At 70.4% G+C, this 16468-nt stretch carries 10 protein-coding genes and 1 pseudogene; 7 read left to right on the forward strand and 4 right to left on the reverse strand.

Annotated features, from left to right (window positions below; all coding sequences use genetic code 11):
- Window positions 1–54: 54 nt before the first annotated feature.
- A pseudogene (locus AB0O76_RS16345) lies at window positions 55–1836 on the reverse strand (MMPL family transporter); the annotation flags it as partial.
- A gap of 139 nt (window positions 1837–1975) precedes the next feature.
- Between AB0O76_RS16345 and AB0O76_RS16350 the strand changes: the two are divergent.
- From AB0O76_RS16350 to AB0O76_RS16375, 6 genes are all read left to right on the forward strand, one after another.
- Complete coding sequence (locus AB0O76_RS16350; RefSeq protein WP_365490754.1) at window positions 1976–2620, forward strand: TetR family transcriptional regulator; 645 nt, start codon at window positions 1976–1978, stop codon at window positions 2618–2620.
- 106 nt (window positions 2621–2726) lie between these two features.
- On the forward strand, window positions 2727–3458 hold the full coding sequence (locus tag AB0O76_RS16355) for a carboxypeptidase-like regulatory domain-containing protein (protein ID WP_365490757.1): 732 nt from the start codon (window positions 2727–2729) through the stop codon (window positions 3456–3458).
- A 42-nt stretch (window positions 3459–3500) separates the two neighbouring features.
- A complete protein-coding gene (locus tag AB0O76_RS16360) occupies window positions 3501–5354 on the forward strand; it encodes a hypothetical protein (RefSeq protein ID WP_365490760.1) in 1854 nt (617 codons plus the stop codon).
- A 29-nt stretch (window positions 5355–5383) separates the two neighbouring features.
- Window positions 5384–5521 (forward strand): helix-turn-helix transcriptional regulator, encoded by a 138-nt coding sequence (locus AB0O76_RS16365; RefSeq protein ID WP_365491539.1) that lies wholly within the window; start codon window positions 5384–5386, stop codon window positions 5519–5521.
- 64 nt (window positions 5522–5585) lie between these two features.
- A complete protein-coding gene (locus AB0O76_RS16370) occupies window positions 5586–7268 on the forward strand; it encodes an AMP-binding protein (protein ID WP_365490763.1) in 1683 nt (560 codons plus the stop codon).
- 111 nt (window positions 7269–7379) lie between these two features.
- A complete protein-coding gene (locus tag AB0O76_RS16375) occupies window positions 7380–9023 on the forward strand; it encodes an AMP-binding protein (protein ID WP_365490766.1) in 1644 nt (547 codons plus the stop codon).
- 63 nt (window positions 9024–9086) lie between these two features.
- Here the strand turns inward: AB0O76_RS16375 and AB0O76_RS16380 are convergent, their stop codons facing one another.
- The 3 genes from AB0O76_RS16380 to AB0O76_RS16390 all read right to left on the reverse strand — a co-directional run bounded on the left by AB0O76_RS16380 (window position 9087) and on the right by AB0O76_RS16390 (window position 14425).
- Complete coding sequence (locus tag AB0O76_RS16380; RefSeq protein WP_365490769.1) at window positions 9087–9782, reverse strand: hypothetical protein; 696 nt, start codon at window positions 9780–9782, stop codon at window positions 9087–9089.
- A gap of 78 nt (window positions 9783–9860) precedes the next feature.
- Window positions 9861–12167 (reverse strand): protein kinase, encoded by a 2307-nt coding sequence (locus tag AB0O76_RS16385; RefSeq protein ID WP_365490772.1) that lies wholly within the window; start codon window positions 12165–12167, stop codon window positions 9861–9863.
- Window positions 12164–14425 carry a protein kinase gene (locus AB0O76_RS16390; protein ID WP_365490775.1) on the reverse strand — a complete coding sequence of 754 codons (2262 nt, stop codon included), beginning with the start codon at window positions 14423–14425 and terminating at the stop codon, window positions 12164–12166. Before AB0O76_RS16390 ends, AB0O76_RS16385 begins: the two co-directional genes overlap by 4 nt.
- 249 nt (window positions 14426–14674) lie before the next feature.
- On the opposite strand from AB0O76_RS16390, the gene gcl reads away from it, so the two are divergent.
- Window positions 14675–16462: a glyoxylate carboligase gene (gene gcl / locus AB0O76_RS16395; protein ID WP_365491542.1), complete on the forward strand. Its 1788-nt coding sequence runs from the start codon at window positions 14675–14677 to the stop codon at window positions 16460–16462.
- Window positions 16463–16468: the final 6 nt, after the last annotated feature.

Here is a 16468-nt window from a genome sequence, read left to right on the forward strand (position 1 = left end):
TTCCCGGGACCGGCCGTCACGCACGTACGCCTCCCGCATCCGGCTGACCAGGAACACCTCGTAGTCCATGGCGAGTCCGAAGACCAGGCCGATGATGATGACCGGCAGCAGGTTGACGATGAGGCCGGATGCCGTGACGCCGAGGACGTCGACGGCCCAGCCCCACTGGAACACTGCGACCATGACGCCGAAGGTGGCGGCGAGGCTGAGCAGGAAGCCCAGCGCCGCCTTCAGCGGCACCAGGATCGAACGGAACATCACCATGAGCAGCAGGAAGGCGAGTCCGACGACGACCGCCACGTACGGCAGAAGGGTGTCCGCGATGCGTTGGGAGATGTCGATGTTGAGTGCGGTCGTGCCGGTGACGGCGATCGCGGCGTCGGTGTCGCGGCGCACGTCCGCCGCCCGGTCGCGGATGTCGCTCACCAGGTCCTCGGTGGCGGCGCTTGCCGGGGAGCTCTTCGGGGTCACCATCATCAGGACGGTGTCGCCTGCCTTGTTGGGCACCGGCGGGGAGACGGCCTCGACGTCGGGCAGCGAGGAGATGCTCGAGTTCACCCGCTTCGCGGCGGAGTCGGCGTTCCCGCCGTCCTTGGCGTCGACCACGATCGTCAACGGGCCGTTGTGGCCGGGGCCGAAGCCCTCGGTCACGAGATCGTAGGCCTTGCGTTGAGTGGTGTTGGTGGGTTCGGCGCCGTCGTCCGGCAGGCCGAGCCGGATGTCGGCGGCGGGCAGGGCGAGGACGATGAGCGCCGCGGAGGCCGCCACCAGGAAGAGCACCGGCTTGCGGGCGACCAGCTGGACCCAGCGCAGTCCCATGGTCGGCTTGGGGGAGCGGTTGTCGCTCCCGGCACCCTTGTCGCTGCCGGCACCCTTGTCGAGCGATGTCCCGGAGACGTCGGAGTCGGCCTGCTTCGTGGCCTGTTCAGTGGCCTGCCGTTCGGCGCGGGCCTTGCGTCCGAGCACGCGCGGGCCGACGAAGCCGAGCAGGGCGGGCAGCAGGGTCAGTGCGACGAGCACGGCGACGGCCACGGTGAGCGCGGCGGCCACACCGATCTGCGTCAGGATCGGGATGCCCACGACCGAGAGGCCGACGAGGGCGATGATGACGGTGACACCGGCGAAGATGACCGCGGAGCCCGCGGTGGACACGGCCCGGCCGATGGATTCCTCCGGCGGGCGGCCGCTGAGCACCTCCTCGCGGTAACGGAAGCTGATGAACAGCGCGTAGTCGATGGACACCGCAAGACCCAGCATCAGGGCGAGTGCTGGGGTATCGGAGTTGAGTTCGATGAAGGCGCTGCTCGCCTGGACGGCACAGAGGCTGACGCCGACACCCAGGATGGCGGTCAGCAGCGGCAGCCCGGCGGCGACGAGCGAACCGAAGGTGATCACCAGAACGATGGCCGCGACGACCACGCCGATGAGTTCGCTGCCGCCTTCCTCCGGTGCGCCCTTGGGCGCGTCACCACCGAACTCGACCTTGAGGCCGGCCTGTTCGCCCGGCTCGGCGGTGTCGAACAGTGTCTGCCGGTCGGACTCCGTCAGCTCACTGCGTGGCTCGCGGTAATCCACCTGGATGAGCGCCATCCGCTGGTCCGGGGAGATCGACTTCGCCTTGAAGGGGTCGGCGGCGCCGGCCACCTTGGGCGCGTCGCCGAGCCTGCCCACCATTTCCTCGACGGCCTTGCGCCTGTCGGGGGCAGTGACCTTCTGGCCCTCGGGAGCCACGATCACCACCCGGGCGACGGCACCGTCCGCGGAGGCCTGCGGGAACCTCTCGCCGAGCAGATCGATGGCCCGCTGCGACTCGGTGTCCGGGATAGAAGGATTCAACTTTCTTTTGAAAGTGTACCGTCAGATCAGAGTGCACTGTACTCTGACGTCGGGGAAACTGAAAGAGGTCGGGTCGACCGCCTGGCAGGGGCCGCGGTCGATCGCCCGCAACGAGGAAGAGGAAGAGGAGAACTCGCAAATGGGCGTTGCGAAACAGCATCGGTCGCGGACACCCGCGGAGGGTGGTCCGGTCCTCGGGCTGCGCGAACGCAAGAAGGCCAAGACCCGCGCCGCGATCCAGCAGGAGGCACTGCGCCTCTTCCGCGAGCAGGGCTACGAGACGACGACGATGGAGCAGATCGCCGAGGCCGCGGAGGTGTCACCGAGCACGGTCTTCCGCTACTTCCCCACCAAGGAAGAGCTGGTCGCCTCCGACGAGCAGGACGCCTTCTTCATCGAGGCCTGGCGCGCCCAGTCGGCCGACCTGCCGGTCCTGCAGGCACTGCGCCTGGCCATCCGGGAGACCCTCGAAGGGCTCTCGCCCGAGGAGTTCGGGGCCCAGCGTGACCGCGACGTGCTCATGGTGACCGTGCCCGAACTCTGGGCCGCCAGCCTGGGGAACGTCACCCAGACGATGCGGATGATCAGTTCGCTGGTCGCCGAGCGCACGGGACGCCCGGAGGACGACACGGCGGTCCGGGCCATCAGCGGTGCGATCTTCGGCGTCATTCTGAACACCATGCTCCGCTGGGCCCAGGACCCCGACCACGACGTCGCCGAGGACCTCGACCAGATGCTTGCCCATCTGGACAACGCCCGGTTCGACAGTGTCGCCCCGGAATGACCTGCGTCCCGTACCTCAAGGCGACGCCATGATCCAGACCCGGCGGATTCACCGACCAGCGCCGGGTGCCATCAGGAGTGGGGGAGGGAGAGGCGATGAACGGGCAGTGTCGCTCGGCAGGATCCGTCATGGTGCGGGTGCTGAACACGGAGGGCCGCCGGTACCCCGGGCGCGCCTGACGCTCGTCGACCGCGGCGGCCGGCTGCTCGGCCACGGAGAGGCGCGAGCTGACGGGCTGTGCGAACTGGCGGTGCCCGGGGCCGAGCCGTACGTCCTGCTGGGCGGGGCCACCGGGCACCTTCCCGGGACGACGGACCTCGATGTGACGGCTCGGCTGCTGTCCGACGAGACCGTTCTGCTGCTGCGTGAAGTGACGACCGTGCGGGGGAGGGTCACGGAGGACTCGCTGTACATGCCGGTGCCGGAGGCCCTCGCGGTGTTCATGGACGACAGCGGGAACATGGCCGGCTCCGCCATGACGTCGGACGACGGCGGTTTCGAGGTCGCGGGGCTGCGTCCCGGCGGCTACACGCTCATGGTGCTCCATCGAGGGTTCGAGCACTGGCTGCGGCCGGTGCTCGTCGGAGGCAGTGAACCGCTCCTGGCCGACGTCACGCTGACGCGCCGTCTGTTCTCGTGCCACGGGGTTGTCCTCGACACGTGCGGCCGGCCCGTGCCGGGGACGGTGGTCAGCCTGGCGGACGGCTCGGGCCTCGAACGGCGGGAACAGGCCGACGAGAACGGGGAGTTCGGCTTCTCCGCCGTCCCCCAAGGGCTCTACGAGCTGGGGTCTCCGACCGGCCTGACGTCCGACGCGTCTTGGTGGCCGAGAACCTGACCGGCCTGGAGGTGACCCTCCCTGCCCCCTAACCCGCAGCCGATGATGCGGCTCGCCGAGCAGGGCCCGCTGGTGATCACGGTGGACGACCTGCACCACGCGGACCGGATCTCCCTGCAGTTCCTGTGCTATCTGGCCCGTCGCATACTCAACAAGCGTGTCCTGCTCGTGCTCGGCGTCCAGTCCAGCGCTGTGCCCATCTTCCCGCTGTTCCAGATGGAGATGTCGTCCCAGACGAACTGCCGGCGGGTGGTGCTCGAACCGCTCTCCGTCCACCAGGTCGGCGCTCTGCTCCGTGAGTCGGCGGGTGGGGACGACGCGGCCCGTCTGGCATCGCTCTACCACGCACTCAGCGGCGGAAACCCACTGCTCGTCAACGCGTTACTGGCCGACGGCCTGGGCAGCGCGGACGCCCTGCGAGCCGAGGACGCAGCCGAACTACCGACGCGCGGTGCTCACTTGCTCCAGCGCATGGACCGGATCTCGGCAGACGTGGCACAGGGCTTGTCCGTGCTCGAGGCGACGGAATCCCGGCATCTGATCGACCGGCTGCTGCGGCTCGACAGCGCGCTGGTCCGTCGCGCGGAGCACATCCTGTACCGCAGCGGCATCCTCACGGCCGGGCAGGGCTACCGTCACCGCGAGGCCCGCGCGGCCGCACTCGAGAGCCTTCCGGCCGAGCGGCATGCGGACCTCCACACCGAGGCCGCCCGGCTGCTCTTCCGGGAGGGAACCGGCGGCGCCGACGTGGGCACGCATCTGCTCGCCGCGGACAGCGCCAAGGAGCCATGGGCGGTCCCTCTGCTGATCGAGGCCGCGGAACAGCAGTTACGGGCGGACCAGCTCGACCAGGCCACCGCGTACGTCCGGCTCGCTCAGCGGGAGGCCGCGACCGAGCAGCAGCACGCCGATGTCACCCTGATGCTGGCCCGGACGGAGTGGCGCCTCAACCCCGCGGTCGTCGCCCGCCATCTCGCACCACGCCCCGGTTCGTCGTCCGAACCGGCGCTGCAGTCCGGCCAGGTCGTCCAGATGATCAAGGGGTTGCTCGATCAGAGGCTGCTGGAGCAGGCCCAGGAGGCGGTGCGCTCGGCCGAGGACCGGTTACGGGCACTCCGCCTGACCGGGAGCACCTTCGAGGCGCTGGGCATCACCCTGCGGGCACTGATCTACGCCGACCAGTACGGCCCGGCGTACGACTGGGGCGAAGTGCTGTTCAAGGACGCCAACGACCGCAACGAACCCGCGTGGCTCGTCCTCTTCGCGACCATCATGGCCGAGGCGGCGCTCGGCCGGGGCGAACTGGGGGGGGCAGCGGCCGAGTACGTCCGTACCGCCGTGGCCTGGCGGGCAGAGCTGAACGGTTCGACGGAGTCGGGCATCTCCCTGGCCGTGCGCATCCTGGTCCTTGTCGAATCCGGCGACCTCGATGGCGCAGGCCGGCTGATCTCCCAGCCGGCACCGGACACGGCGGACCACGGACGGGAGGGCCTGTACTTTCTTCATGCCCGGAGCCACTACCACCTGGCGAACCAGCAACCCCACATGGCGTTACGGGACTTCGAGTCCTGCGGGCAGCGCATGTCGGCCTGGGGACTCGACTCGCCCTCCTTCATTCCCTGGCGCACCGACCGGGCGCAGGCCCTGATCGCCCTCCATCGCTACGACGAGGCCCGGGAGTTGGCCGCGGAACAGCTCGCCCTGCTCGGCCCCCTCCAGCGCCGCACGCGGGCGATGACCACGCGGGTCCTGGCGGAGGCCACGAGCCCCGACCAGCGCCCGGCGCTCCTTGAGGAGGCGCTGCACGTCATGGCGGAGGTGCCCGACCACGTCGAAGTGGCCAGGATCCTCGGCCTCTTCGGCCGCACCCACCAGGCACTTGGCTCGCCGATCTGAGTGCGGCCGAGCAGCGCGTCGCCTCCCTGATAGGTGAAGGCCGTACCAACAGCGAGGCCGCGGCCGAACTGTTCGTCACCGTCAGCACCGTCGAGCAGCACTTGACCCGGATATACCGGAAGCTCGGCATCAAACAACGCAGTGACCTGCGCGCCCGGCTGGGATGATCCAGCTGATGTAGGCGCGGCATCCGCCGTGGGCCGGCGTGTGGGAAAGGTGGCTGGGCGACAGATGACGGACAAGAACGTGACGGAGGAGTTCCGGGCTGCGAGGGACTTCCTGCTACGGCATCGGGAGGACTACGAGGCCGCGTACGAGGGGTTCAGCTGGCCCCGTTTCGAGCGGTTCAACTGGGCCCTTGACTGGTTCGACGCGATCGCCGAGGGCAATGACCGCACGGCGCTCCACATCACCGAAGAGGGCGGGGACGAACAGCGGTTCAGCTACGCCGGGTTGTCGGCCCGCTCGAACCAGGTCGCCAACTGGCTTCGGGGGCAGGGAGTTGCGGCCGGTGACCGGATCCTGGTGATGCTCGGCAACCAGGTGGAGCTGTGGGAGACGGCGCTGGCCGCGATGAAGCTGCGCGCCGTGATGATCCCGGCGACACCGCTGCTCGGAACGGTCGATCTGCGGGACCGGATCGAGCGGGGCAGGGCGCGGCATGTGATCACCCGTGGCGAGGACGTCGAGAAGTTCGACGGTGTGCCCGGCACGTACACAAGGATCGTGGTCGGGGACGCCCCGGGCGAGGGCTGGCTGGCGTACGCGGACACGGCATCGGCCGCACACGACTTCGAGCCGGACGGCCCCACGGCAGCGGATGACCCGCTGATGCTCTACTTCACTTCGGGGACCACCTCGCAGCCCAAGCTGGTGGAGCACACCCATGTGTCGTATCCCGTCGGGCACTTGGCGACGATGTACTGGATCGGCCTGAAGCCCGGCGACGTACACCTGAACATCTCATCGCCGGGCTGGGCCAAGCACGCCTGGTCGAACCTCTTCGCCCCGTGGAACGCGGAGGCGACGGTCTTCATCTACAACTACCCGCGCTTCGACGCGGGCAGCCTGATGGCGGAGATGGACCGCGTGGGCGTCACCAGCTTCTGCGCACCGCCTACGGTGTGGCGGATGCTGATCCAGGCCGACCTGGGTCAACTGCGCACGCCGCCGAGGGAGATCGTGGCGGCCGGTGAGCCGCTGAACCCCGAGGTGATCGACGCGGTGAACCGTGCCTGGGGTGTGGTGATCCGGGACGGCTTCGGCCAGACGGAGACGGCCGTCCAGGTGGCCAACTCGCCGGGGCAGCGCCTGAATCCCGGTTCCATGGGCCGCCCGAGCCCCGGCTACCGGGTCACGCTCCTCGACCCGGTCACCGGCGATCCGGGAGCGGCGGAGGGGGAGATCTCCCTGGACCTGTCGGCGCGGCCGGTCGGTCTGATGACCGGCTACCACGGGGATGCGGAGCGCACCGGCGAGGCGATGGCGGACGGCTACTACCGCACGGGTGACATCGGGTCGCTCGACGCCGAGGGATACCTGACTTACGTCGGCCGCAGCGATGACGTCTTCAAGTCCTCCGACTACAAGGTGTCGCCCTTCGAGTTGGAGAGCGCGCTCCTGGAGCATGAGGCGGTGGTGGAGGCCGCGGTCGTGCCCGCGCCGGACGAGCTGCGGCTCGCGGTCCCGAAGGCGTACGTCGTGCTGGCCAAGGGCTGGTCGCCGGGCGAGGAGACGGCGGAGGCGATCTTCGAGTACACCCGGTCGGTCCTTGCTCCCTACAAGCGCATCCGGAGGATCGAGTTCGCGCAGGAGCTGCCGAAGACGATCTCGGGCAAGATCCGGCGGGTCGATCTGCGGGAGAGGACGGCGGAGGGGTCGCTGGACGAGTGGACGGAGCGCGGCAGGCGCTGAGTTCATGCCGGAGCGGGGCACGTCGGCCCGCATGGAGCGGAGGCTCGAGGGTCGACGCGGCATCGGCCCTCGGGTCACACTTGACGCCGTTCCGGGTTCTGGGAGTGATTCATGGGTGTGTTGACAGATGTCTCCGGCGAGGTCCGGCGGACCGAGCTCTCGTATGCGCACGGTGTGAGCGCGACGCCGCTGCTCGGTGACACGATCGGGCGCAACCTCGACCGGGCCGTCGAGGCCTGGCCCGAGCGGGACGCGCTGGTGGACGTGGGGGCGGGCACGCGGTGGACTTACGCCGAATTCGGTTCCGCCGTCGAGCAGTTGGCGCGGGGGTTCCTGGGGAGCGGGGTCGCCAAGGGGGACCGGGTCGGCATCTGGGCGGTGAACTGTGCCGAGTGGGTGCTCGTGCAGTACGCCACCGCGCGGATCGGCGCCATCATGGTGAACATCAACCCGGCTTATCGCGCACATGAGTTGGAGTACGTGCTCAAGCAGGCCGGGGTGACGGTCCTGGTCGCCTCGCAGTCGCACAAGTCGAGCGACTACCGCGCGCTGGTCGACCAGGTGCGGCCCGGCTGTCCCGAGCTGAGGTCGGTCCACTACATCGAGGACGGCTCCTGGGACGAGCTGCTCGATGCGGCGGGATCGGTGACGGATGTCGAACTCGCCTCCTGTGAAGCTGAGTTGAGCTGTGACGATCCCGTCAATATTCAGTACACGTCGGGCACGACCGGCTTCCCGAAGGGGGCCACCCTCTCCCACCACAACATCCTCAACAACGGCTATTGGGTGGGCCGTACGGTCGGCTACACGGAGCAGGACCGGGTGTGCCTGCCCGTGCCCTTCTATCACTGTTTCGGGATGGTGATGGGGAATCTGGGTGCCACATCCCATGGCGCCTGCATCGTCATCCCGGCGCCGTCCTTCGACCCCGTCGCCACGCTGCACGCCGTGGAGCGGGAGCGCTGCACCTCGCTGTACGGGGTGCCGACGATGTTCATCGCGGAGCTGAACCTCGCCGACTTCGCGACGTACGACCTGAGTTCGCTGCGCACCGGCATCATGGCGGGCTCGCCCTGCCCGGTCGAGGTGATGAAGCGCGTGGTCGCCGAGATGCACATGGAGGAGGTCTCCATCTGTTACGGCATGACGGAGACGTCCCCGGTCTCGACGCAGACGCGGCGCACGGACGACCTGGAGCGGCGCACCGGCACGGTGGGGCGGGTGCTGCCGCACATCGAGGTCAAGGTGATCGACCCGGTGAGCGGTGTGACGCTGCCGCGCGGCGCGTCCGGTGAGCTGTGTACGCGGGGCTACAGCGTGATGCTCGGCTACTGGAACGAGCCCGAGCGGACCTCCGAGGTCATCGACTCCGGACGCTGGATGCACACGGGCGACCTGGCCGTCATGCGGGATGACGGCTATGTCCAGATCGTCGGGCGCATCAAGGACATGATCATCCGGGGTGGCGAGAACGTCTACCCGCGGGAGATCGAGGAGTTTCTGTACGGCCACCCGAAGATCGCGGATGTCCAGGTGGTGGGCGTCCCCGATGAGCGGTACGGGGAGGTTCCGCTCGCCTGTGTCATCCTCCGGGACGCGGAGGATCCGCTGACGCTGGAGGAGCTTCGGGCGTACTGCGAAGGGCAGTTGGCGCACTACAAGATCCCGGCCGGGCTGCGGATCCTGGAGGACTTCCCCATGACGGTGTCCGGGAAGGTGCGGAAGATTGAACTCAGGGAGCGGTACGGGGCGTAGTGCCGCCGGGTGCGAGGTCGCGGCGGATTCCCCCCTCCCACCCACCCGATCACCCTGCGCGTACTACACCCCCATCGCCAACAACTCGTCCGCAGACGAATTCACCGGCTGCGGCGTTCCCGTGAGGTCGATGACGAACAGGGGGACCGACAGCGCCTGCGCGCGGGCGTGGGCGGGATCCTCGTAGCCGGCCAGCGAGAAGCAGAGGCAGGCGGTCGAGTCCGCCGTTGCGCTGAGCCAGAGGCATTCCACGTCGCGGAGGGACACGGGGCGTACCGAAGGCTCTATCAGCGCGATCACGCCCTCCGCGGCGACCCGCACCCCGGACGGCGCCCGCTCGACCGCCCCGCGGATGTCCCGGTACCCCAGCCACCGCAGGTACAGCGCGGCCACCGTCACCACATCCCGCGCCGTACGGACGGTGACCGGCTGGAACGCGGGGCGCGGCGCCGGAGCCGTCCGGGGGAGCGGGATGTGCGCCGGAGCCGCCGTCGGAGGCGTACGCACCGGTATCCGCAGCACCGCCCCGCACCCGCACCCCAACTCCGGCTGCGGCCAATGCCCTTGGCGCCCGCACACCTGGCACCGCACGCTGACCCACGCGTCCGCCCACGTCCGGTCCGTGACCGGCGACACCGCGGCGCCGCGCGCCAGCGGCGGGACCACGGGGGCACCGCAGCCGCAGGGGTACGCCGGCGGCGCGTACACATGCTCGCGCCGGCAGACGGGGCACCGCACCGGCATGCTGCTCTGCGTCATCGCCCTCACCGTCCGCCGGCCCCTGGAGCGTCCATCGTCCACCAACGAGGGCGCCCGGAACAGAAGATTGACGGTACGTCAGCCAAATCCCACCGCCCCGATCCGCGACTTCGAGCTGGACGTGAAGACGACCACCTGCCGCCCGCTCGCCGCCACCACATCGCCGATTCCGTCCATCGCCGCCACGTACGGCAGCGTGCCGTCCCCGTCGGTCGAGCCGTCGTCGAGGTCGAAGCGCACGATGTGGGTCGGTTCGTCGGGGGAGCTGTACTCGACCATGCCGGTCACCTTGCCGTCGCCCAGCGAGAGCAGCGTCATGCTGCCGAACGGCAGCGGCTCGTGGAGGCGGATCTTGCCCGTGCCCGTGTCGATCACGACGAGTTCGGCCTGCTTGCCGGACAGGCCCGTCGTCTGCGCGGTCACCACGTCGCCCTCGGACAGCATGCTGCCGTCGTCCTCGCCCCGGACCAGGTCGAGTTCGCCGTACGGACCGTTCCTCGCGACCTCGTGGTGCGCGCGCCCCTTGAGGTCGAGGACCAGCAACGAGTTCTTGCTGCCGTCGCCGCCCCGTCCAAGGGAGACGGCCACCGGCTCGGTGGTCAGCACCCGCGGCTCGGTGACATTGGCCGGCAGTCGGTGTGTCCAGCGCACCTCGCCGGTGGCGGCGTCCAGTTCGCGCACGGTGTTGGCGCTCGTGGCCACGCCTTCGCCGCCGGAGCATGTCTGGAGGAGGACGACCGTGCGCCGGCTCACCGTCGCGATGAAGAGAGTGCAGTTGTCGATGCCATCCGTGTAGTGCCACAGCTCCTTGCCGGTGCGGCGGTCCAGGCCGACGACCCCGCGCTCGCCCGACGCGACGAGCGCCCGGCCCGTCATGCCCAGCGTGATCCCCGCGCCGCGCGACGCGCCGAGGTCCTTGTGCCACAGGAGCTTTCCGCTGCCGGTGTCGACGGCGCCGACCCGTGTGCACTTGTCCTGGCGGTTCGGGTCCTTGCCGAAGCTGAGCGCGCCGATGCCGCCGGACGTCGCGCTCGGGCCCTTCGATGCCGAGCAAGTCCGCAGATTGTCGGGGGGTTTGACGTTCCACAGCTCGTCGCCGACAGCCGCGTCGTAGCCGCGCGCGCCGAGCCAATCGACGCGTACGGCCGTCCCCTTGTGCAGCCAGCCACCGAGCAGGATGCGCTCGTCGTCACTGCCGGGGACGTCGGCCGTCCACGTCTTCTCGCGTACGCCCACCGCCTGCGCCGCCGGCGGTACGTCGCTGCCGGGTCCGGCGGGCGCGGTGCGCGCGCTCTTGTTCGGCGGCTTGGCGGAGGAGGCGGGAGGTGAGCTGCTCGACGCGCCGCCGCCGGGCTCCTTCCCTTGCGGGGTGCGGCCTCCGTCGTCGTCCAGGAGCCGCGGCACGAACACCGCCGCGAGCACCGCGAGCACGGCGGCCGCCGCGCCCACCGGCCACCACGGGCGTCGGCGCCGCGGCGGGGTCACCGGCGGCGGGGGAGCGGGCCGCGGCGGGGGCGGGGCCAGGCGGTAGGAGGTCGGCTCGGGGGAGCCGTCCCACGGCGCGAGGGCCGACTGCGCGGCCCGCGCCGCCGCGATCACCTCGCGGGGCGTGGGCCGCCGCCCCGGCTCCTTCGCCAGACATGCGCGGACGAGGGGCAGCAGCGGCCCGGTGACACCGGCGGTGTCCGCGTCCTCGTGCACGGTCCGGTACGCGATCGTGGCTCCGGGGCCCTCGCCGAACGGATGCCGCCCGGTCGCCGCGAAAAGGAGCACCGCGCCGAGCGAGAACACGTCGGATGCGGCCTCCACCTGTGCGGAGCCGGTGAGTTGCTCGGGCGACGCGTAGCCGAAGGTGCCGATCATCATGCCCGTACCGGTCAGCGCGGTGGCGTCGGCGGCGCGTGCGATGCCGAAGTCGATGACACGAGGGCCGTCGTCGGTGAGCAGGACGTTCGACGGCTTGAGGTCACGGTGCACGATGCCCGCGCCGTGGATGACGACGAGCGCCTCGCCGAGCGCGGCGGCCAGCGTGCAGAGCCGGTCGTCGGGCAGCGGCCCGCCCTGCGCGACCGCCTCGCCGAGCGAGGGGCCCGCGACGTAACTCGTGGCGAGCCACGGCGGATCGCCCTCCGGGTCGGCGCCCACCACCGGCACCGTGAAGTAGCTCAACACCCGCTCTGCGGCGGTTACTTCCTGCCGGAACCGGGCCCGGAACTCGGGATCGTCGGCCAGCTCGGCGTGCACCAGTTTGACGGCGGCCTGCCGTCCCTCGCGGTCCCGCCCCAGATACACCTCGCCCATGCCGCCCGAGCCGAGCCGCCGCGTCAGCTCGTAGCCGCCGACCCAACGCCCGCCGTCCCCGGGGCCGTTCACCGGCGCGGTCACCCCGTGCCGTCCGTGCTGCCGATGACGATCGGGCCCTCGTCCTCGTCCAGGATGCTGAACACGGCGGCCCGGCCGTCATGGACCACGACCGTCGCCCCGCCGCCGAAGTCACGGGCGTCCCCGATCGTGCCCCCGGACGTGACGTCCCCGTCGGCCAGGTCGAGCCGCTGGAGCCGGACCTCGCGGCTGAATCCCTTGCCCTCGTCCCCGTCGACCACGAGGACCCCGCGGTCGTCCACGCCGAGGACCATGGCGCTCGTCGCGTCGGTGTAGGGGTGCCGCCAGCGCACCTTGCCGGTGGCCGCGTCGACGGCGAGCACCCCGAAGCCCTTCTTGTTGTAGTACTCGGTGACGACGACACCGCGCCAGCCCTGCGGCCCGTCGTACGCGGACCCGAAACCGCTGGTGGTGACGGTCCCGAAGGACTGCTTGTTGGCGAGCGGCTTCCCCGGCCGGCCCTTGGCGTCGAAGGTCTGCAGGGGCAGGTTCTTGGAGTCCTCGACGAAGAGCATCGCCGACACCGGCTCCGCGGTGGCCAGCGTCATCCCGGTCACGTCCTCGGGAAGCCGGGTGACCCAGCGTACGGAGCCGTCCTTCGCGTCGATCTCCCTTACGCGGACGCGCCGTTGCTCGTCCTCGCCGCACGTGGCCGACTCGGCGACGGTGGCCCGGCCCACCAGGGCGGTCTGGAGTACGCAGCCTTTGGCGAAGTAGGGCCGCCGCCAACGCCGTTCACCGTCGCCGACCGCGTACCCGGCTTCGTCGGCGGCGGACAGGACGACGACGGTGTCGCCCGCGATGCCGACCCGCGTCCATGCCTTGGGCGCGGGCGGATTCCGTACGGTCAAGGACTTCGACCAGGCGACGTCGCCGTTCGCCAGGTCGAGCACGGCCAGCTGGTCGCAGCCCTTCTTGAAGTCCGGGTCGGGGCCGTAGACGACGGCGCCGCGGCTGCCGTCGTCGGTGGCGGTCCGCGACATCGCGCACGGTTTGAGCCCCGGCTTCGGCGGCTTCGCCGTCCACAGGACCTTTCCGGTGGACGGCTCGAAGGCGCGCACCGCGTCCTCGTTCGCCCGGATCAGGGCCTTGTCCGTGAGCCAGACGCCGACCAGCTGCTGCCGGTCCTTGGACGTGTTGCTGCCTTCACCGGCGGCCGGCGGCTCGGGCCGCTGGGCCCACTCCTCCGACCACGATCCGTCCAGGGGTACGCCGCCGAGCGGGCTCACGGGGTCGCCGAGCGGCCGCATCTCGCGCGGCCCCAGAGCCTCGGTGACCTTGCCGAGCCGCTTCGGGATCTTGTCGCCGTCGGGCCGCGCCCCGCCCGCCGAGCCGCCGGACCCCGAGCCCCCGGCCCCGCTCCCGCCCTCACCCCCGCTCTCCTCGCCCGGCACGAGCAGCAGCCCCGCCACCACCCCCGCCACGGCGAGCAGCGTGCCCGCCACGGTGAATGCCCGGCGCCTGCTGCCCGGCAGCGGAAGCCCCGCCATGCGGGCGGCGGTGCGCGGGGCCGGGCGGGCCGCCGGGGTCTTGGCGAGGCAGGCGGAGATCAGCGGAAGGAGCTCCTCCGGGACGCCCGCGAGGTCCGGCTCGGCGTGCACGGTGCGGTAGCCGACCGCGTCGGATGGGCCGCTGCCGAAGGGGGCGCGGCCGGTCGCGGCGAAGGCGAGGACCGCGCCGAGCGAGAAGACGTCGGCGGCGGGCGTGGAGACGCCCTGGGTGAGGTGCTCCGGGGCCGCGTACCCCGCGGTGCCGGGCGTCGCGCCGCTCGCGGTGAGCCGGGTGCCGTCCGTGGCCCGCGCGATGCCGAAGTCGATGACGCGGGGTCCGGTGGGGGAGAGGAGCACGTTCGACGGCTTGAGGTCGCGGTGTACGAGCCCGGTGCGGTGGATGGTGCTGAGCGCTCCGGCCAGGGCGCCCGCGAGGGAACGTAACTCGGAGATCGGGAGCGGACCGCCCTCGCGCACCCGCGCGGCCAGCGTGGGCCCCGGCACGTACTCCGTGGCGAGCCAGGGCACGGCGGCGCCGGGGTCCGCGTCCACGAGCGCCGCGGTCCACGGGCCGCGGACCGCGCCGAGCGCGGCTATCTCGCGCGCGAAGCGGGCCCGGAACTCCTCGTCCCCGGCGAGAAAGCGGTGCACGACCTTGAGCGCGACCGTGCGGCCCGCGCCGTCGTGCGCCACATGGACTCTGCCCATGGCGCCCTGCCCCAGGAGCGGTCCGGTCGTCCAGCAGCCAAAGCGTTCCGGTGATGCGGCCACGCTCGCCCCCCGATGGTGTGGCCCGAATCCACCGACTGGGACGCGGCGCCGAGCGGCCCGGTTCCCGGATGTCTCTTGACGGTCTCCGTCACACCCCCCTACATTGCTTCCATATAGCAGAACATAATTTCCACAATGCGGAAACAGAAGCTCACCGCGGGGCGCGACGGGAGCCGAAACCGCCAGCCGTATCCGTCGGCCGCGAGGCCGCCGAAGCTGTCGAAGCTGTTGTCGAAGCAGGAGAACCCCATGGCTCGTATGACCGCTGCCCGCGCGGCAGTTGAGATCCTCAAGCGCGAAGGCGTCGTCAACGCGTTCGGTGTGCCGGGCGCCGCGATCAACCCCTTCTACAAGGCGCTCAAGGAGGGCGGTGGCATCGACCACACGCTCGCCCGCCACGTCGAAGGCGCCTCGCACATGGCCGAGGGCTACACGCGGGCCAACCCGGGCAACATCGGTGTCTGCATCGGCACGTCGGGCCCGGCGGGCACCGACATGATCACCGGCCTGTACTCGGCGACCGGCGACTCGATCCCGATCCTCTGCATCACGGGCCAGGCGCCGACGCACCTGCTCCACAAGGAGGACTTCCAGGCCGTCGACATCGCGACGATCGCCACGTCGGTCACCAAGATGGCCGTCACGGTCCTGGAGGCCGCGCAGGTCCCCGGCATCTTCCAGCAGGCCTTCCACCTGATGCGCTCGGGCCGTCCCGGCCCGGTCCTGATCGACCTGCCCATCGACGTCCAGCAGACGGAGATCGAGTTCGACCCGGACACGTACGAGCCGCTGCCGGTCTACAAGCCGTCCGCGACCCGCGCCCAGATCGAGAAGGCGATCGGCCTGCTCCTCGAGTCCGAGCGTCCGCTGATCGTCGCCGGCGGCGGCATCATCAACGCCGACGCCTCCGATCTCCTGGTCGAGTTCGCCGAGATCACCAACACCCCGGTCGTGCCGACCCTGATGGGCTGGGGCACCATCCCCGACGACCACGACCTGAACGCCGGCATGGTCGGCCAGCAGACCGGCCACCGCTACGGCAACGCCACGTTCCTGGAGTCGGACTTCGTCCTCGGCATCGGCAACCGCTGGGCCAACCGCCACACCGGCTACAAGCTGGACGTCTACACCCAGGGCCGCAAGTTCGTGCACGTCGACATCGAGCCGACCCAGATCGGCAAGATCTTCGCCCCGGACTACGGCATCGCGTCCGACGCCAAGGTCGCCCTTGAGCTCTTCGTCGAGGTCGCCAAGGAGCTCAAGGCCGCGGGCAAGCTCCCCGACCGCTCCGAGTGGGTCGCCTCCCACCTGGAGCGCAAGGAAACCCTCCAGCGCCGTACGCACTTCGACAACATCCCCATGAAGCCGCAGCGCGTCTACGAGGAGATGAACAAGGCCTTCGGCCCGGAGACGCGGTACGTCACCACCATCGGCCTCTCGCAGATCGCGGGCGCCCAGATGCTGCACGTCTACAAGCCGCGCCACTGGATCAACTGCGGCCAGGCGGGCCCGCTCGGCTGGACCATCCCGGCCGCGCTCGGCGTCGCCAAGGCCGACCCGGACACCCCGGTCGTCGCCCTCTCCGGCGACTACGACTTCCAGTTCATGATCGAGGAGCTGGCGGTCGGCGCGCAGCACCGCATCCCGTACGTCCACGTCCTGGTCAACAACGCCTACCTGGGCCTGATCCGTCAGGCGCAGATCGGCCTGGAGATCAACTTCCAGGTCAACCTGGAGTTCGAGAACCAGAACAGCCCCGAGCTGGGCGTCTACGGCGTCGACCACGTCAAGGTCGCCGAGGGCCTGGGCTGCAAGGCGATCCGGGTCACCGACCCGAACGACCTTGCCGCGGCCTTCGAGCAGGCCAAGAAGCTGGCCCAGGAGCACCAGGTCCCGGTCGTCGTCGAGGCGATCCTGGAGCGCATCACCAACATCGCCATGAGCCCCACGGCCGACATCAGCGCGGTCAAGGAGTTCGAGGAGCTCGCCACGGAGCCGGGCCACGCGCCGACGGCCATCCGGCCGCTGAAGGTGTGATGTGAC

Origin of the sequence: Streptomyces sp. NPDC086554 (genome assembly GCF_040686095.1) — a bacterium.
Lineage (GTDB): Bacteria > Actinomycetota > Actinomycetes > Streptomycetales > Streptomycetaceae > Streptomyces.

What these genes read in the sequence shown, in the direction of transcription:
- AB0O76_RS16380 (WP_365490769.1), bottom strand. Translation starts at nt 9,782, where the DNA reads ATGACGCAGAGCAGCATGCCGGTGCGGTGCCCCGTCTGCCGGCGCGAG.
- gcl (WP_365491542.1), top strand. Translation starts at nt 14,675, where the DNA reads ATGGCTCGTATGACCGCTGCCCGCGCGGCAGTTGAGATCCTCAAGCGC.
- AB0O76_RS16375 (WP_365490766.1), top strand. Translation starts at nt 7,380, where the DNA reads ATGGGTGTGTTGACAGATGTCTCCGGCGAGGTCCGGCGGACCGAGCTC.
- AB0O76_RS16350 (WP_365490754.1), top strand. Translation starts at nt 1,976, where the DNA reads ATGGGCGTTGCGAAACAGCATCGGTCGCGGACACCCGCGGAGGGTGGT.
- AB0O76_RS16360 (WP_365490760.1), top strand. Translation starts at nt 3,501, where the DNA reads ATGATGCGGCTCGCCGAGCAGGGCCCGCTGGTGATCACGGTGGACGAC.
- AB0O76_RS16370 (WP_365490763.1), top strand. Translation starts at nt 5,586, where the DNA reads ATGACGGACAAGAACGTGACGGAGGAGTTCCGGGCTGCGAGGGACTTC.